This window comes from Brevibacillus formosus, from assembly GCF_003013405.1.
Lineage (GTDB): Bacteria > Bacillota > Bacilli > Brevibacillales > Brevibacillaceae > Brevibacillus > Brevibacillus formosus.
Genome location: NZ_PXZL01000013.1, coordinates 657,313 through 673,785 on the forward strand (window position 1 = coordinate 657,313; position 16,473 = coordinate 673,785).

Sequence of the window (16,473 nt, forward strand, 5' to 3'; positions counted from 1 at the left end):
CTTATTTTGTGAGTCGTCGGCTTTTTTTCTTTTGGTAACCAATGCGACGCGGTAGGGGATTGGGAAGTGGAAGAAACTTTGCTATGATGATGAGTAACTCGAAAAAAGAACATTTTCAAAGGTGGAGGAGGGATCGCAGTGGGCATGTGCGGCAATTACATGATAGCAAATGACGAGATGATCGATTCATGGATTGCAGGGACGATCGATTTATATGAGGTAGAGCTAAAAGAAGAGGATATGCTGGATATAGATAAAACCTGGCAAGCCATTCCCTTTACATTGTGCGGAGAACTGATGGATGGAGAGCCGCCTTTTTGCTACGTGGTACCATTATTAACCGACCAAGCAGCTGAATTCGGGGAGTTTGGCGCATTCTATTTACATAGTGACCAGGTAAAAACAGCGTATGAGGCTATTGCCAATATGACGGAGTCAGATCTAAAAGAAAAATATCATTTTCCTACCTTGTTGGAAAATGATGTATACCCACTTCATGAGGAAGATGAAGCGGAAGGATTTTTCGCGTACATGTATCATCATTTTCAGTTCATTCAAGCATTTTTCAAGAGAGCAGTAGCGCAAGGGAAAGGACTCATTTTCTACATCAGTTAATGGAAAAGAGGTGCAGGTTTGCCCCTGCACCCTGTTTTTTCAAACATAGAAGAAGCTTGTTTTATTCTGTTCGGTCTCTATCGGCATCATTATTCACAACATTATTCACAACATTATTCGCAACATCCCACGTGTCATTGCCATCAGCCGCCACATTTTCCCCCATTTCGTTGCCAAGTGCACCCCCGGCAACAGCGCCTGCAATGGTGCCGAGCGGGCCTAAAATAGAACCTACAGCAGCACCTACTGCCGCACCGCCAACTGTTCCTACAGCTTCAGCAGCTCCATTGCCTGTCAGGTTTGCTTCTACGTTGTCAACAGCATTGTTGTCATTGCGTTCGTTGTCAGTAGCCAAGATTGTCACTCCCTCGATTAGTGTTGGGAAGCTCTGCTATATCAAACGTGCAGCCCCAAGGCATAGGTTGCCCCAAACCATTTATTTCATTCCAAAAATAACCTTGAAGTCTGGAGGTATTGAGATCATGATTCAATCCATCGTTCATATCGCTTTAGTCGTCAAAGATTATGATGAAGCGATTGAGTTTTACACGAAGAAGCTCAACTTTACCTTAGTGGAAGATACGTATCAGCCAGAACAGGATAAGCGGTGGGTTGTCGTATCTCCGCCTGGTTCGGTTGGAACTACGATCTTGCTTGCAAAAGCATCCAAACCTGAGCAAGAGTTATTCATCGGGAATCAGGCTGGCGGGAGGGTTTTTCTCTTTTTAAACACAGACGATTTTTGGAGAGATTATCATGAGATGGTCGCAAGAGGAATCCAATTTGTGAGAGAGCCAAAAGAACAGCCGTATGGAATGGTGGCGGTCTTTCAGGATTTATATGGCAACCTGTGGGATTTGCTGGAGCTGAATGAAGACCATCCGATTGCCAAACGAATGAAGTAGCAAGTTACCCAGCCAGATCAAAAACAGGTCTTACCTCCAGTGATATGGATGGAAAGACCTGTTTTTCATTTTGTGTTACACGATATAGGACAGTCCCATGATCAAAATGATTGCCACAACAGAAAGAATGGTCTCCATCACTGTCCATGTTTTAAGCGTATCTTGTACAGACATATTGAAGTATTCCTTGATCAGCCAGAACCCGGAATCGTTTACATGAGACAGGATCAGGGAGCCAGAACCTGTTGCCAGGACCAAAAGCTCCGGACTCGTTCCAGGGATTTGCAACGCGATCGGACCTACGATACCGGCAGCCGTCATCATGGAGACGGTCGCGGAGCCTGTTGCCACACGGATCAAGGCCGCGATCAGCCAGCCCAGGAAAATAGGGGAGATCGCAGATGCCGTAGCGAGCTCGGCAATATAGTCACCCACACCGCTGTTCAGCAGTACTTTGTTAAATGCGCCGCCTGCGCCGATGACGAGCAAGATTGTCGCGGTTGGGGCCAAGCAATCATTTGTGAATTTGAGAATATCGTCTTTCGTAAAACCACGGTTGAACCCGAGCGTCCAGAAGGAAACAATCACGGCAATCAGCAGAGACGTAATCGGGCTTCCGATAAAATCAGCCCATTGGCGAATCGTATGTTCTTTTGGCAGAGTCACATCCGCAACCGTTGCAGACAACATCAACAGCACAGGGAGCAAGACGGTGAAGACAGTGATCCCAAAGCTGGGCAAATCACGCTCGGATTTTGGCTCCGCCAACTGGGAAGCGAGCTCTGGAGAGATGCTGGCCTTGACTCGTTTGCTAATCCAACTGCCGTAGATCGGTCCTGCAATGATTGCGGAAGGCAGTGCGACAATGATGGAGAGCAGAATCGTTTTACCGACATCCGCCTGGAACAGATCGACAGCGGCCATAGCAGCAGGGTGTGGCGGGACGATCCCGTGAACGATGGAAAGGCCGGCTACGAGCGGAATTCCGATTTTGACAAGGGAGACCCCTGTTTGTCTGGCAATCGTAAACACGAGTGGAATCAAGAGTACAAAACCAACCTGGAAAAATACCGGAATCCCTACGATAAACGCCACGAACATCATGGCCCAGTGTACGTTATTCTCACCAAAGCGGTTGATAAGCGTACGGGCAATGCGTTCGGCTCCGCCAGATTCTGCCATCATTTTGCCAAGCATGGTTCCCAAGGCTAGCACGATCGCGATAAAGCCGAGAGTGCCACCCATCCCATCCTTAATTGAATCCACAACTTTTACAAGCGGCATGCCGGATGCGATTCCCACAAAACCAGCGGCCAATAACAGTGCGATAAATGGGTTCAGTTTGAAGCGAGTAATGAGAACGAGCAGGAAGACGATGGACAGCAGTGTAATGACGAGTGGCATGATGAACCCTCCCTAGTTGTTGTCTCTAGTTGTTCAACCGCTTTTGGAATTCGGCTATCAGCTTGTACTCTTCCAGCAGGTTGTAATAAACACGCTCGTATATATAGAAAAGCTCCAAATAGACACTGGATCGATCCAAATCAGGCTCATGGCGATGGGAAATATGAATCATCTTTTTCACATCTTGCAAATGATCCATCGCTCCCAATGCATGCATTGCCAAAAGAGCGGCACCAAAGCTCGAGCTTTCATGACTCTCCGGAATCAGCACTTCATACCCGAACATATCAGACATAATCTGCCGCCATTCCCGCGAGCGGGCGAATCCACCCGATGCACGGATTTCCGTGGCTCCACCTGCCAGGTCGCGCAGGGCGATACCGATGCTGTAGACGCTAAACAAGATTCCTTCGAGAACAGCTCGAATAAAATGCTCGCGTTTATGATGCAGGCCGATACCGAAGAAGGAGCCTCTTGCTTGTGCGTTCCAATACGGAGCTCGTTCACCCGACAAGAAGGGGAGAAAGAGCAACCCGTCTGCACCAGCTCGAACATGCTCAGCAGCTTGAATCATGACTTCATAGGGATCAACGCCGAGTTGTTTGGCTTTTTCCACTTCGGGCCAACTGAATTCGTCACGGAACCAGCGAAGCATGATCCCACCGTTGTTTGAGGGTCCGCCAATCACCCAATGGTTTTCCGTCAGCATGTAGCAGAAAGTCCGTCCCTTTGGATCCGTAATCGGCTCTGGAACGACTGTTCTAACAGCGCCACTCGTGCCAATGGTGATGGCTACTTGCCCGGGGTCAATAGCTCCAATGCCGAGGTTTGCCAAAACCCCATCACTGGCCCCGACTACGAAAGGCGTATCTGGATCGATCCCGATCTCTTCCGCATAACGAATCTTCATTCCTCGCAGGATATGGGTAGTCGGTACAGGCTCACTGAGATGTTGCTTGGAAATGCCTGCGACTCGCAACGCCTCCTCATCCCAGTCGAGCTTTCTGAGATTAAACAGCCCCGTAGCAGAAGCGATAGAGTAATCGACGATATACTCACCAAATAGCCGATAAATGACATATTCCTTGATCGAAATAAACTTGGCTGCACGGCGAAACGTATCTGGCAAGTTCTCCCGTAGCCACATGATTTTGGGCAGAGGAGACATGGGATGGATAGGTGTGCCCGTTGTTAAGTAAATCTGATGACCGACACCGTCTGCTTTTAGTCGATCTGCTTGTGCCACGCTCCGATTGTCAGCCCAGATGATGCTGTTCGTCAGGGGATTGCCACTCGGGTCGACAGCGATCAGACTGTGCATGGCAGTAGAGAAGCCAATACCACCGATCTCGCTTTTTACAATGCCTGCGTGCTCCAGTGCTTGTTTCAATGCCTGGATGACAGCAGCAAAAATCGTCTCCGGCTCTTGCTCAGCCCAAGACGGCTGGGGAACGAGTAGCTGATAATCGATATTACCCGTACCACGGATGGCACCGGAAGGAGTGAAAACAATTGCTTTGGTACTGGTTGTCCCGATATCAAGCCCGATAAAGTAGGATTGCGTCATAGAAGTCACCCCTAATTGAATACGCTTTCAACGTGTTGTCATGGAGATAACGAGATTATATCGAAATTTTTTTCATTTGTTAAGCAGTAAGAAAAAAATTATTTCGTAATTGAACACTTCACGCGATGTCTGTATGATTTGCATTTTTCACCCGCAAGTTGCAAGAGGAGGCAAGCAAAAGAAAAAACGCCTGATTTACAGGCGTTTAAGTGAGATGGCTTCGCGAATGTGCTGGATATTGGCGATCGTATCATTCTGCCGCCGTAAGGATACAGCTACATAGAGCAGATCAATTAAGCTGAGCTGAGCAAGCCTGGACGACAGGGCTTCTGTACGAAATACCGTTTCGCGCGAAGTCGTGTACAAGCACATGTCTGCCAGACGCACGAGAGGAGATTTTCCATAGCTCGTGATGCCGATTGTTTTTGCTCCGGCTTCCTTGGCAATCTGGAGGGCTGCCAAAATATCTTTATTGGACCCAGAATGCGAGATGCCTACGACGACAGCACCCTCAGTAAGTAGAGAGGCGGACATCACTTGATAGTGAGCATCAGAATGATAGAGACAGGGAATACCTGTACGCATAAATTTGTGGTATGCATCCTGGGCGATGACGGCCGAGCCTCCCGAGCCATAAAACTCGATTCGGCTAGCGTTTTCCAAACAGGAGACGATTTTCATTAACTCATCTTTATTGATAATTTGCTGTGTGTCCCGAATCGTCTCGATATTCGCTGTGAAAATTTTTTCAGCAATCGCACTGACGTCATCGTCGTCGAGATTGATTTCTTGGTGAATCGTTTGCTTAGGATTCGTGACTTCACTAGCCAAGGCGATCTTGAATGCTTGGTAGCCGCGAAATCCAAGTCTGCGACACAGACGAAATACGGTAGCATCTGCACACTGGCATTGATCGGCTAGCTCCGTGATAGAGAAGTGAATAATTTCGCTGGCATGCTCCAAAATATAGTCGGCGATCTGTTGTTCTTTCCCGCTTAATTGTGTATAGATGGCGCGTAATTGCGTGAGCACACGAGGAGCATGCGGGGTGGAAGCGTTCATTAATAGGTACCTCCTAACGTTCCATTGTGACTCTGTACTGATAGTATAAGGAAAATCAGACTCCTTTTCATAGGTTCGAAAAAATTTTCTTCATTTTTGATGAAAGATGAAAATTTTTGTCTTATAATACGTGGTAACGGATATGAATCCAAAAAGGAGTGACGTACACGATATGAAGCTAGCGATCCTCGGATTAGGAAAAATGGGGTACAATCTCACGCTAAATTTGCTTTCGCATCTGCATGAAGTTGTAGCCTATGATGTAGATTCTACGCGTGCAGAAGAGTTGAGTCATGAAGGCGCGATTCCAGCAATTTCGGTGGAGGACGCTGTGGCGAAGCTGCCGACACCTCGCGTAGTATGGCTGATGGTACCGGCGGGAGAAATTGTGGATCAATTGGTTGATCAACTCTCTACCTTGCTTGATGCAGGGGATATCGTCATAGACGGTGGCAACTCTCACTACAAGCAATCATTAGATCGCTATGCACGCTTAAAAGATAAAGGCATTCACTTCATGGATGCAGGTACGAGCGGAGGCATGGAGGGAGCGCGCCACGGAGCATGCATGATGATTGGTGGAGATCGGGAAGCATTCACTCATATCGAGCCGATGATTCGCGACATTAACGTCGAAAACGGATATTTGTACGCTGGGGAAGCGGGCAGCGGCCACTTCTTGAAAATGATCCATAATGGAATCGAATACGGCATGATGCAGGCGATTGGGGAAGGCTTTGAGGTGCTTGCGAAAAGCCAGTATAACTACGATTTTGCCGAGGTCGCACGTGTGTGGGCAAATGGGTCCGTCATCCGGGGCTGGCTGATGGACTTGACAGAGCGAGCTTTTCGAAAAGACGCCAAGCTTGATGAAATCCGTGGGGTCATGCATTCTTCCGGGGAAGGAAAATGGACGCTGGAAACCGCCCTGGATTTACAGGCAGCCACACCCGTGATTGCAATGTCCTTGCTGATGCGTTACCGTTCGTTGGACGAGGATACGTTCCACGGAAAAGTGGTCGCTGCTTTGCGCAATGAATTTGGCGGACATGCCGTAGAAAAGAAATAAGAAATGGGATGACCGTAAAGGTGCTTCGGTGGTTGAAGCTCCGGGGTCATCCTTTTTTATTCAGTAGCTAATCACACGAGCTTCAGCACCTCACACAATTCAACCAACCGCCTAACTCCGTACATCTGGTGGCGATTGCGATCGTGAATGCTTCTGATCGCATCCGCAGTCACTTTTTTGGCCTGCTCAATACTTTGATTTTCTACTGCTTGTACAATTTCTTTCATATTCGTTAAAAAATACACCGTATTGCGCAATGTGCGGATAAGCAAAATCTTTCGTATATCCATGGAGGTGAATTGGCGGTAGCCATTCTCAGGATCACGTGGAAGTACGAGCAAGCCTTCTTTTTCCCAATGGCGAATCGCAGACGTTGTGACTCCTGTGTAAGCAGCGACTTCACCAATCGTCATGCGGTTTCGCCACTTTTTGTTTGGGGCCAAGGAGACGTCGAGATTTTCCAATAGTTCGAGTGTTTGGTCAGCTGCGACCTTCTCTTGTTGGAGGTTGGCCTGTTCTTTATTCACGAGCCAAAAGGCAGCATCCATATCCGCTTTTTGAATCGATCGAAGGACTTCACAGGTGACGGCGACTCCGAAGCCGGGGAACATGGCGCGCAGACAACGAAAATAGGCAAGATGGATCTCTGTATACAGTCGATAACCATTGTCTGCACGATCAGGAGCAGGAACGACTCCCCATGATTCATAATGGCGCAAAGCACTCGTGCTAATATGTAGCTCGCGAGCGATCTCAATCGGCTTGTAATAAGGCATCTGACGCACCTCCCGCTGGTTTGTTATCGCGGATTTCACTATACCAAGAACAGCATTTCGAAGCAAATGTTCCGGTCATTTTTGGTAGGTCGTAATACTTTTACCCTGTTCAGCATGGGCTAGAAAAGCAAAAATTGTCAGTAGGTATTCATTCTTCTATTCCAGAGGTGAGACAACGTATGGCCATTGTTCAGCTACGATCAGAGAACCCGGACTTCTCGTACATGATCAAGAAAAACCCAAATTCCGGACTGAGTTTACGATCCATTCGAAAAGGCATCGCATACGGGTGGTTTTCCAATACGGATACTTATAACGTTTACTTTAAAGATGCAGAAAATGAGGTCTCCTACAAACAATCCGAGCAGGAGCATTTTGAATATTTGAATGTCTCCCGGTACAATACACCCTTGTTTCCGTTAAATGCGATTAATGAATTTTTTTCCGCTCCGATGAAGCAACACGACGAACGGGATGCAGAAGGGTACGAGCATGTTTTTTTCATCAACATGATTCACATCGAACGACTGCTATATCTGTCATTTTTTGAGAAGCATCTGAAGGACTTCACCTTTGAGCTCAAGCATCACGCCGATAAGAGCTATGCTCTGAGCATCACAACGAGAACGAGTCTCCATCAGCTTCTCCACGTGGTGAGTGTGCTCTGTCTATTCTTGAGTATGTTTGGAAAAGAGTACATCGATATTTCCGATAACATCCTGGATAAATACATCAAAAGCATCCATGTCATCGACGCACCTTTTTACATACGAAGTCTGTTCGCTCGCAACTTCCTGACAACCAGAGAGCGCTATCGCAAGTACAAGACCGAGATCGAGAAGACAAGCCGCTACCCCATTCAATTGGAGTATGGCAGCACCGGTTTGCAGAGAAGGAACTATATTGCGCGTAAGCTTCCTTTTACCAAATCGATTGTGGATATCGGATGCGGAGAAGGATTTTATGCGATTCCGTTTGCTACCAAGCTGCCGCAGTATTACTATGCCATCGATATCGATGAACAATCACTGCAATTAGTCCGACGCAGGGCCGAGGAAAAAGAAATCCCGAATCTGATTTTGTTCCGCTCGCTTGATCAGTTTTTACAGGATTACAACGGGGAACAGGTAGATGTCATTTTGACTGAGGTCATTGAGCATATGAGCAAAGAGGAAGCGAGAGTGCTCATCCAGCAAATTTGCAGTCGATTGGATTTTGACCATTTTATCATTACAACACCGAACTCGGATTTTAATCAGTTCTATGAGCTGGAGGGCTATCGCCACGACGATCATAAATGGGAAATGGGACAAGAAGAGTTCCAGGCATGGATGACCGAGATCATGGAAGAAGCCGGAGTACAGGGGCAATTTGTATCCATTGGTGACGGCGTGAACGACATCCACACCACACAAGGCGTCATTGTCCAGAGAAAGGGGGCGTAACGATGCTGTTACAGACGCAGGTTCATACCATTTTTATGCTCGTCGGTCCTACTGAGTGTGGGAAAACGACTTTTGCCAAGGAAGTACTCATGCCGAGACTTTCATTTGAAAATGAGCAAAAAAACGTAAAAGCAAATGTTCAATATATTTCCTCGGACAGCATTCGCCAGGAACTGCTGGGCCATGATTACGACAAGTACGATCAGGTGATGCTGGAAGCCAGCGAGCAGGCATTTCAGCTCCTGTTTGAAAAGCTGCGCCTAGTGACTTCTTTTCCGATCAACGCCGAATTCGTGGTTGTCGATACAACAGGGCTAGCAGAAGACTTCCGCTCGAAAGTCCGCGACATTGCAGCAGAGAACAATTACCGATTGGAAGTGATCCTCTTTGATTATCGCAATCGGGAAGATTACTACGCATCCGAGCGGTCGAAAAAACTGATTACCAACCATATTCTCCGGTTGAAGCAAGAAGTGCTCCGGGCATTATCCAAGGAAGGGTACCACAACATTCACCGGATACGGCACAAAGATTTTTACGCACTAGCAGATGGGGTGGCTAATCCTCGCTATGAGGTCGTGATCGAAAATAAGGATGCCTATCTGGCTACAATCCTCCCAAAAGATCAAAGGTACATCATCATCGGAGACATTCACGAATGCGTCCACGAATTAAAAGGTCTCCTGCAAACTTACGGATTCAAGCTCGAGGACAATCGTCTCATCTCGACTGACAGGGTACAGCATACCAAAATCATCCTAGCAGGGGACTGGATCGACAAAGGAGCGCAAACAAGGGAGATCATCGAGTTTTTATACACGAATCAAGAGCATTTCTTGTTCGTTCTCGGGAATCACGAAAATTTTGTCTACAAGTACTTGTGCAAGGAACTAAAAGGGGTAGACCCACAGCTACTGGATACTTATTTTGATTCCATACACGTTCTGGAAAAAGACGCTGATTTAACAGAGAGGTTCAATCACCTGTATACGCTGGCTCAGCCGTTTTATCGATCTAACGCACTGACTGGCCCGTCTTATTATGTAACACATGCTCCTTGCAAAAAGAAGTATATTGGAAAGCTTGATGCGAATTCGATGCGACGCCAACGCAATTTTCGGATAGACCGGACAGCTTCATTGGAAGAGCAGCTCGCATTTTTGACGGTTGAAGCGGTCAATAACCACCCGTACCATATTTTTGGACATATTGCGGCACAAAAAACGTTTCGCCTGAAAAACAAGCTCCATCTCGATACCGGATGTGTGCACGGAAATGCTTTAACGTCAGTCGTGATCGCACACAAGCCATTTTTCAAATCGTTTCAGTCTAAGCATCGAGTGATGACTGATGAACTGCCGCTCTTGTTCCATGCAGAAAAACAAGTATCAATGGAAGATTTGGAAGAGGAAGAACTCCGTCGACTCCGTTACTGCTCGGAAAATAAGGTCAATTTTATTTCTGGAACGATGCCCCCGGCGGATAAGGATGAGGCGACTCAGGAATTGGAGTCGTTGAAGGCGGGGCTGGATTATTTTGCGAGTCGTGGCGTTCAGCAAGTCGTGTTGCAGCCGAAATACATGGGTTCGCGATGCAATCTCTATCTCCATCATGATCGAGACAAATGCTTTGCGATCAGCAGAAACGGTTATGCCATCAATCAGGTTGATTTGACACCGATTTATGAAAATCTGCATGCAAGGTTCCGCGCATACATGGAGCGAAATGAAATAGCGATGCTCATCTTGGATGGCGAATTGTTGCCGTGGAGTGCAATAGGGAAGGGCTTGATCGAAAAGCAGTTCAAACCAATTGAATCCGCGCTGCGCAGTGAATTTGCGTTTTTGCAGGAAAACGGTTTTGAAGAGGCGCTTCACCAACTCATTCACAGCTATGACGAGAGTGGGTTCGAAAAAGACCAGTTCCACCTATCCAAGGGTGCACTCACGGAAAAATTCGGTTCGAGCTTGTATCAAAACTATAAGTATTTACGAGAAATCAAAGAGAGCTACGTTCCTGTAGACGAGCATTTGGAGGCCTATCACATTTACCAAAAACAGATGGAGCTCTATGCAGGAGAAGGGGAGCTTGCCTACAAGCCTTTTACGATTCTAAAGACCGTCTATTTGAATGGGGAAGAGCAATTGCCCGATTGGAAAACATCCGAGATGTATCGCTTTGTAAATGACGATCATTTTCTCACTATCGATTTGTCTGAGCCGAATGCGTATGAAGAAGCAGCTCGTTACTTTTCCACGATTACACTGGAAAACAAAATGGAAGGCATCGTGATCAAGCCAGAGCTCGTCAATCAGAAGGCCGTTCCTGCCATGAAGGTTCGCAATCCGGAGTACTTGTCGATTATTTATGGCTACGACTACCGCTTCCCACACAAGTACCGCAAGCTTTTTAATCAGAAAAATATTACACAAAAGCTCAAGACTTCGATGCAGGAGCACAGGCTGGGTGAGCGGATGCTTGGTTTCAAATTCGACGACATTTCTCCTGAAAATACGGAATATCAACAAGTAGTCGCAACGCTGCTCTTTGAAGCGGCGAAGGAAAAAGAGATCGATCCGCGATTGTAAATGAAAAACGAGAAGCCGCTACCACACAGGCTTCTCGTTTTTATTCGTAGAGCTATTTGTTGGAGGAAGGAGTAGCATTATCCCAGGCTTCAATATTATCGAGACCTTCAATACTGTCCTTGTAGAACACAGGATCTTTTCCTGCTTTTTTCTGTTCCAAATAATCATGTAGCGCAGCATACGCGACTTTTGACAACATGGCGATCGCAATCAGGTTGACAATGACCATGAAGCCCATGAACAAATCGGCCAAATCCCATACAAGCTGTACCTTTGCCACTGATCCGAACAACACCATGGCCAGAACACTTAAACGATACAGCAAGAGCCATGCTTTGCTTGTCTTTAAAAACTCGATGTTAGTCTCGCCGTAATAGTAGTTCCCGATCAATGTACTGAAGGCGAACAGGAATACCATAATGGCAAGGAAGGCAGAAGCCCAAGGACCGATATGAATGCTCAGTGCTGCTTGTGACAGCTCAATGCCACTCAGTCCTTGTTGCGTGTACGCGCCGGACAGCAAAATGATGAAAGCTGTGCTTGTACAGATCACAAGGGTGTCAAATAAAACACCGAATGCTTGAATCAGACCTTGCTTCACTGGATGGCTTGTCGTCGCCGTTGCCGCAGCATTCGGCGCACTACCCATACCAGCTTCGTTCGAGAACAATCCTCGCTTGATACCGTGCATGAGCGCTGCACCGAGAGAACCGCCCGCGATTTGTTCGAAGCCGAATGCGTTTTTCACAATCAACGCGATCAGTGCAGGCATCTCGGAGATGTTCATGATTACGATGAAGAGTGCCATCCCGATGTACAATACAGCCAATACAATTACGATGTACTCAGACATTTTCGCAATACGTTTTACACCGCCAAAAATGATAGCTGCAAATGCGATCGTCATGATGATACCCAGTATCAATCGATCTGTCCCAAACGAATTTTCAAAAGCAATCGTGATCGTGTTGGATTGCACGGCATTAAATACGAGACCAAACGATAGGGTGATGAGGACAGCAAACAGGGCACCCATCCAACGTTTGTTCAGCCCTTTTTCCATGTAATAGGCTGGACCGCCACGAAAACCGTTCTTATCCTTGATTTTATAAATCTGAGCGAGCGTACTCTCAACAAAACTGGAAGCTGAACCGATAATTGCAATGACCCACATCCAGAATACGGCGCCAGGACCACCTAGAGCAATGGCAATGGCAATTCCCGTAATATTCCCTGTGCCGACACGCGCGGCCATACTAATAGCGAAAGCTTGAAAAGGGGAGATACCACCATCGTCTTTCGCTCTTCCTTCTTTAATAGAACGGATCATTTCCGGCAACATACGCACTTGCAAAAATTTGCCCCGGAAGGTAAAGAACAAGCCTAACGCGATTAGCATGATAATGATAATATAGGACCACAAAAAATCGTTTATGGAAGCTGTTACATCGAGTAGGAATTGTTGCATTGTGTCACCCCGGATTTTGTTATGAATTTTTCCTTAGTATTCTCTAAAAAATTGTTACATCCCATTCGTGAGCCATATGTTTTAACAAAGAAACGCCCGCTACACTGTTTCCACAACCATCAATGGAAGGTCCAAAAATACCGATTCCACAGCCATCTTGAAACGGTGAATGTGGTTTGCGGTTAGGTGGAACCAGCGTCATGATTCCGCCTGAGACGCCACTTTTTGCTGGCAAGCCAACATTCGCGGCGAATTTGCCCGATGCATCGTACATGCCGCATGTGAGCATCAGCGCTTTGGCTAAACGGACGACATCTTTTGGGAGAACTTGTTCGTTGCGAAGCGGATGGAAGCCGTCGAGTGCCAACAGGAGACCGATCAAGGCGATTTGCTCGGTGGTTACTTCAATCGAGCATTGCGTTAAGTAAACCTCCAAAGCCTCTTCCACTTCACAGGCCAGATAGCCCGTATCCTTTAAATAATGGGCGAGTGCCCGGTTTCTGTGAGAGTTTTCCCATTCGGAAAGAAACACTTCCTCGTTCACCATCGGCGTAACACCTGTGATTTTACTGAAAAATGCATACAAGTAACGCAGTTTATGATCCGGTGTTTGACCTGGGAGGAGTGAAGATGTCGTAATCGCTCCCGCATTGATCATCGGATTAAAAGGCTTACCTGGCTTGTTCATTTCCAGTCGGATAATGGAGTTGAATGCATCTCCAGTCGGTTCTACATCTACCCGATCCAACACGTAAGGGATGCCATGGTAGCAGCAAACAGCAATAAAACTGATTACTTTGGAAATACTTTGCATCGTAAAAGGAACTTCCCAGTCACCCGCGGTGTGCATTTTTCCTGTAGGCTCGATGATACAAATACCTAACTGATTCGGATCGGTTCTGTACAAAGCCGGGATATAACTGGCACATTTTCCTTCAGATGCCTTGGAACGATATTGTTCCACCCATTGCTCTAATTCATCCACAAGTAAAACCTGTTGAATCAACGCCTGTCCCCCCAAAAATCGAATACACTGCTCTTACGCGAGGAGGAAGAGAAAGCGCTTCCACACCTCGCAAAATACATATAATGATCACTTTACAACCACCCTACAAAATAAAACAAAAACTCACAGATTGTTTCATGAGAGTTTCACATTTTTTTTTACTTGTCCTATATGCGAATCCTCGGTAAAAATAGATAGGGGCATCAAGAAACAACGTGGGAAGTGAAAGGCGTGCGTGTTCAGACACAAGTAAAACGGGATTGGTATATATTGGTGCTCATGCTTATTACGGTCCCATTGGCAGGGGAGTTGAAATTTTATCCCGTCAATGAGACATTTCGAATCAGCTTCGGAGCCCCGACCTTTTTCTTCTTTTTATTACTGTTTCAAAGAATTCCATCTGTTTTCGCTGGCTTTTTGACGGGGATAACGGTCGTATGCTTCCGGATTGTGATTGACCTTGTCGCCGGGAATCATACAGCATGGGAGGCTTCTCTCCAAGCGCATTATTCTAGCTTTTTCTTTTATTTCGCTTATTGTGTTCTGTTTTATTTAACCGGAATACGCCATTTTCACAACAGGACCATTTTGGTTGGATTACTGGGAATGGTCATCGAAGTGTTGGCTGACCTCATTGAGTTTCTCTCGCAACATGTACTGCTGGATACCGTCCTCACATGGGGAGCGGTGCAAGAAATGCTCGTCATCGCCCTATCCCACAGCTTTATCGTGATTAGTTTTCTCAACATGATGAAGCTGTACGAAGCACAGTCGCGAGAGCAACAGACAAGAAAACAGAACGAACACATGCTTATGCTGATTTCCACTTTGTATGAGGAATCGATTCATTTGAAAAAAACGCTGCAAAATGCCGAGAGTATTAGTATGAAGTCTTTCGAGCTATACCAAGGCTTGCATGAGCTTCATAAGGAACAGGTAGCCACGAGTGTAGAGAGCTTTGCCAAGAAAGCATTGATTGTTGCAGGCGAGGTTCACGAGATTAAAAAGGATAATCAACGCATTTTTGCAGGGCTGCACAAGCTGATTTCCGATGAAAGCATTACGGATTATATGGACATCCATCAGCTCGTGGACATTATCAGACGAAGCAATATGAAGTATGCTACTTTGTTGGAGAAGGACATACAGATCACAGCTTCCATTTCGGGGACACATCCGCTCTACCATGTATTCATGATGCTTTCCCTGATCAATAATCTGGTGGCAAATGCTGTAGAAGCCATCCAGCAAACAGGAGCTATTTCCATTGATATTGATCGGATAGGGGATCTTGTGGAAATCAGAATCAACGATGACGGACCGGGAGTGCCTCCAAGGCGAAAGGCTCTGCTGTTCAAGCCTGGCTTTACTACGAAATACGATCAAACCGGCAACCCCTCTACAGGGATCGGACTGTCTTATGTACAACAATTGGTAGAACAATGGCAAGGGGAAATCTCCCTACAGGATGGAGCAGATGGGAAGGGGACAACTTTTCTCATGCGATTACCAATTGATCCGATAACGAAGAAAGAGTGAGAAGATGCTGTTTTATTTAGTGGATGACGATGATGCTGTACGTCTCATGTTGACGGAAATTATAGAAGACGAGAATCTGGGCGAAGTTGTGGGGGAAGCATCTGACGGCTCGATGGTAGACGGTCATACGTTAACCGCACGCAATGTAGATATTTTGCTGATCGATTTGTTCATGCCCAACCGGGATGGGATTGAGACGATTCGCCAAGTGAAGCCGACATTCACAGGAAAGATCGTCATGATCTCTCAGGCTGAAACAAAAGATTTGATTGCCCAAGCTTACGCCCTTGGAAGTGAATACTACATTATCAAGCCGGTAAACAAGATCGAAGTCGTGACAATTCTTCAAAAAGTGATCGAGAAAATTCGCCTCGAGCGTTCGATACGAGACATTCACAAATCGCTGAATGCGGTCATGCAAGTGGACCAGCCGCCTTCCGGACAACTTCGTCCGTCACTGGGCAAACCCCTTCGCGAGGCGGGGCAATTTCTATTAACAGAGTTGGGCATAGCGGGAGACAATGGTAGCAATGATTTGCTCGATATTTTGGACTTCTTGCATGGATACGAACAGACGCATACGTTTAAAAATGGATTTCCGGCCTTGAAAGAGATTTTTGTGGCAGTAGCACAGGAAAGGCTCGGAGTAGCAGTGGACGATCCACAAATCGCCAAGGTAGTCAAAGCTTCTGAGCAGAGAGTCCGTCGAGCGATCTATCAGTCGCTGAATCACTTGGCGTCTCTTGGGCTTGCTGACCTGTCGAATTGGAAGTTCGAAAATTACGCTTCGCAGTTTTTTGATTTTACGTACGTGTGGAAGAAGATGGCGGAGTTAAAGAGCAATGCCGCATCGCCAAGTTCAGATATTCGGATTAATATGAAAAAGTTCATTCAAGTTCTGTATGCAGAGGCGAAGCGCATACAGTCGGAAGCGTGATATTTCAGTGTCTGGCGTGTAGAAGTAAGTCCTGATCAGGTTGATTAGGGCTTTTTGTTTTGTATGGGAAATACACTTATTTTTTATTGACT

General features: G+C 46.5%; 14 protein-coding genes. 7 read left to right on the forward strand and 7 right to left on the reverse strand.

Translation table 11 applies throughout. From position 1 onward, the window contains the following. Positions 1-144: 144 nt before the first annotated feature. Positions 145-615, forward strand: coding sequence for a YfbM family protein (locus C7R91_RS15760; RefSeq protein WP_236697836.1), 471 nt, complete (start codon positions 145-147; stop codon positions 613-615). Between the two features lie 61 nt (positions 616-676). On the opposite strand, the gene C7R91_RS15765 is transcribed toward C7R91_RS15760, so the two are convergent. After that, positions 677-979, reverse strand: coding sequence for a glycine zipper domain-containing protein (locus C7R91_RS15765; protein WP_371863596.1), 303 nt, complete (start codon positions 977-979; stop codon positions 677-679). Between the two features lie 118 nt (positions 980-1,097). On the opposite strand from C7R91_RS15765, the gene C7R91_RS15770 reads away from it, so the two are divergent. Continuing rightward, positions 1,098-1,520 carry a VOC family protein gene (locus tag C7R91_RS15770; RefSeq protein ID WP_047069237.1) on the forward strand — a complete coding sequence of 141 codons (423 nt, stop codon included), beginning with the start codon at positions 1,098-1,100 and terminating at the stop codon, positions 1,518-1,520. Positions 1,521-1,595: 75 nt separating this feature from the next. On the opposite strand, the gene C7R91_RS15775 is transcribed toward C7R91_RS15770, so the two are convergent. The 3 genes from C7R91_RS15775 to C7R91_RS15785 form a co-directional block, all read right to left on the reverse strand. Further along, the gene (locus C7R91_RS15775) at positions 1,596-2,924 is read right to left on the reverse strand and encodes a GntP family permease (protein ID WP_047069238.1); all 1,329 of its coding nucleotides are present in this window, start codon (positions 2,922-2,924) and stop codon (positions 1,596-1,598) included. 25 nt (positions 2,925-2,949) lie between these two features. After that, positions 2,950-4,491, reverse strand: coding sequence for a gluconokinase (gene gntK / locus C7R91_RS15780; RefSeq protein ID WP_047069240.1), 1,542 nt, complete (start codon positions 4,489-4,491; stop codon positions 2,950-2,952). 195 nt (positions 4,492-4,686) lie between these two features. Continuing rightward, positions 4,687-5,553, reverse strand: a complete 867-nt coding sequence (locus C7R91_RS15785) for a MurR/RpiR family transcriptional regulator (RefSeq protein WP_047069242.1) — start codon at positions 5,551-5,553, stop codon at positions 4,687-4,689. Between the two features lie 172 nt (positions 5,554-5,725). Between C7R91_RS15785 and gnd the strand changes: the two genes are divergently transcribed. Beyond that, positions 5,726-6,622, forward strand: a complete 897-nt coding sequence (gnd, locus tag C7R91_RS15790; protein ID WP_047069244.1) for a phosphogluconate dehydrogenase (NAD(+)-dependent, decarboxylating) — start codon at positions 5,726-5,728, stop codon at positions 6,620-6,622. A gap of 71 nt (positions 6,623-6,693) precedes the next feature. On the opposite strand, the gene C7R91_RS15795 is transcribed toward gnd, so the two are convergent. Then, positions 6,694-7,398: a MerR family transcriptional regulator gene (locus C7R91_RS15795; protein WP_047069246.1), complete on the reverse strand. Its 705-nt coding sequence runs from the start codon at positions 7,396-7,398 to the stop codon at positions 6,694-6,696. Between the two features lie 179 nt (positions 7,399-7,577). Between C7R91_RS15795 and C7R91_RS15800 the strand changes: the two genes are divergently transcribed. Together C7R91_RS15800 and C7R91_RS15805 are read left to right on the forward strand one after the other, a co-directional pair. After that, positions 7,578-8,843, forward strand: coding sequence for a class I SAM-dependent methyltransferase (locus tag C7R91_RS15800; RefSeq protein ID WP_047069248.1), 1,266 nt, complete (start codon positions 7,578-7,580; stop codon positions 8,841-8,843). A 2-nt stretch (positions 8,844-8,845) separates the two neighbouring features. Further along, positions 8,846-11,431 (forward strand): metallophosphoesterase, encoded by a 2,586-nt coding sequence (locus C7R91_RS15805; protein ID WP_047069249.1) that lies wholly within the window; start codon positions 8,846-8,848, stop codon positions 11,429-11,431. Positions 11,432-11,483: 52 nt separating this feature from the next. On the opposite strand, the gene C7R91_RS15810 is transcribed toward C7R91_RS15805, so the two are convergent. Both C7R91_RS15810 and C7R91_RS15815 read right to left on the reverse strand, forming a co-directional pair. Further along, complete coding sequence (locus C7R91_RS15810; protein WP_047069251.1) at positions 11,484-12,899, reverse strand: alanine/glycine:cation symporter family protein; 1,416 nt, start codon at positions 12,897-12,899, stop codon at positions 11,484-11,486. A gap of 43 nt (positions 12,900-12,942) precedes the next feature. After that, the gene (locus C7R91_RS15815) at positions 12,943-13,920 is read right to left on the reverse strand and encodes a glutaminase (RefSeq protein ID WP_047069252.1); all 978 of its coding nucleotides are present in this window, start codon (positions 13,918-13,920) and stop codon (positions 12,943-12,945) included. A gap of 264 nt (positions 13,921-14,184) precedes the next feature. Between C7R91_RS15815 and C7R91_RS15820 the strand changes: the two genes are divergently transcribed. Then, on the forward strand, positions 14,185-15,444 hold the full coding sequence (locus C7R91_RS15820) for an ATP-binding protein (protein ID WP_047069506.1): 1,260 nt from the start codon (positions 14,185-14,187) through the stop codon (positions 15,442-15,444). A gap of 4 nt (positions 15,445-15,448) precedes the next feature. After that, positions 15,449-16,381, forward strand: a complete 933-nt coding sequence (locus C7R91_RS15825; RefSeq protein WP_047069253.1) for a response regulator — start codon at positions 15,449-15,451, stop codon at positions 16,379-16,381. Positions 16,382-16,473: the final 92 nt, after the last annotated feature.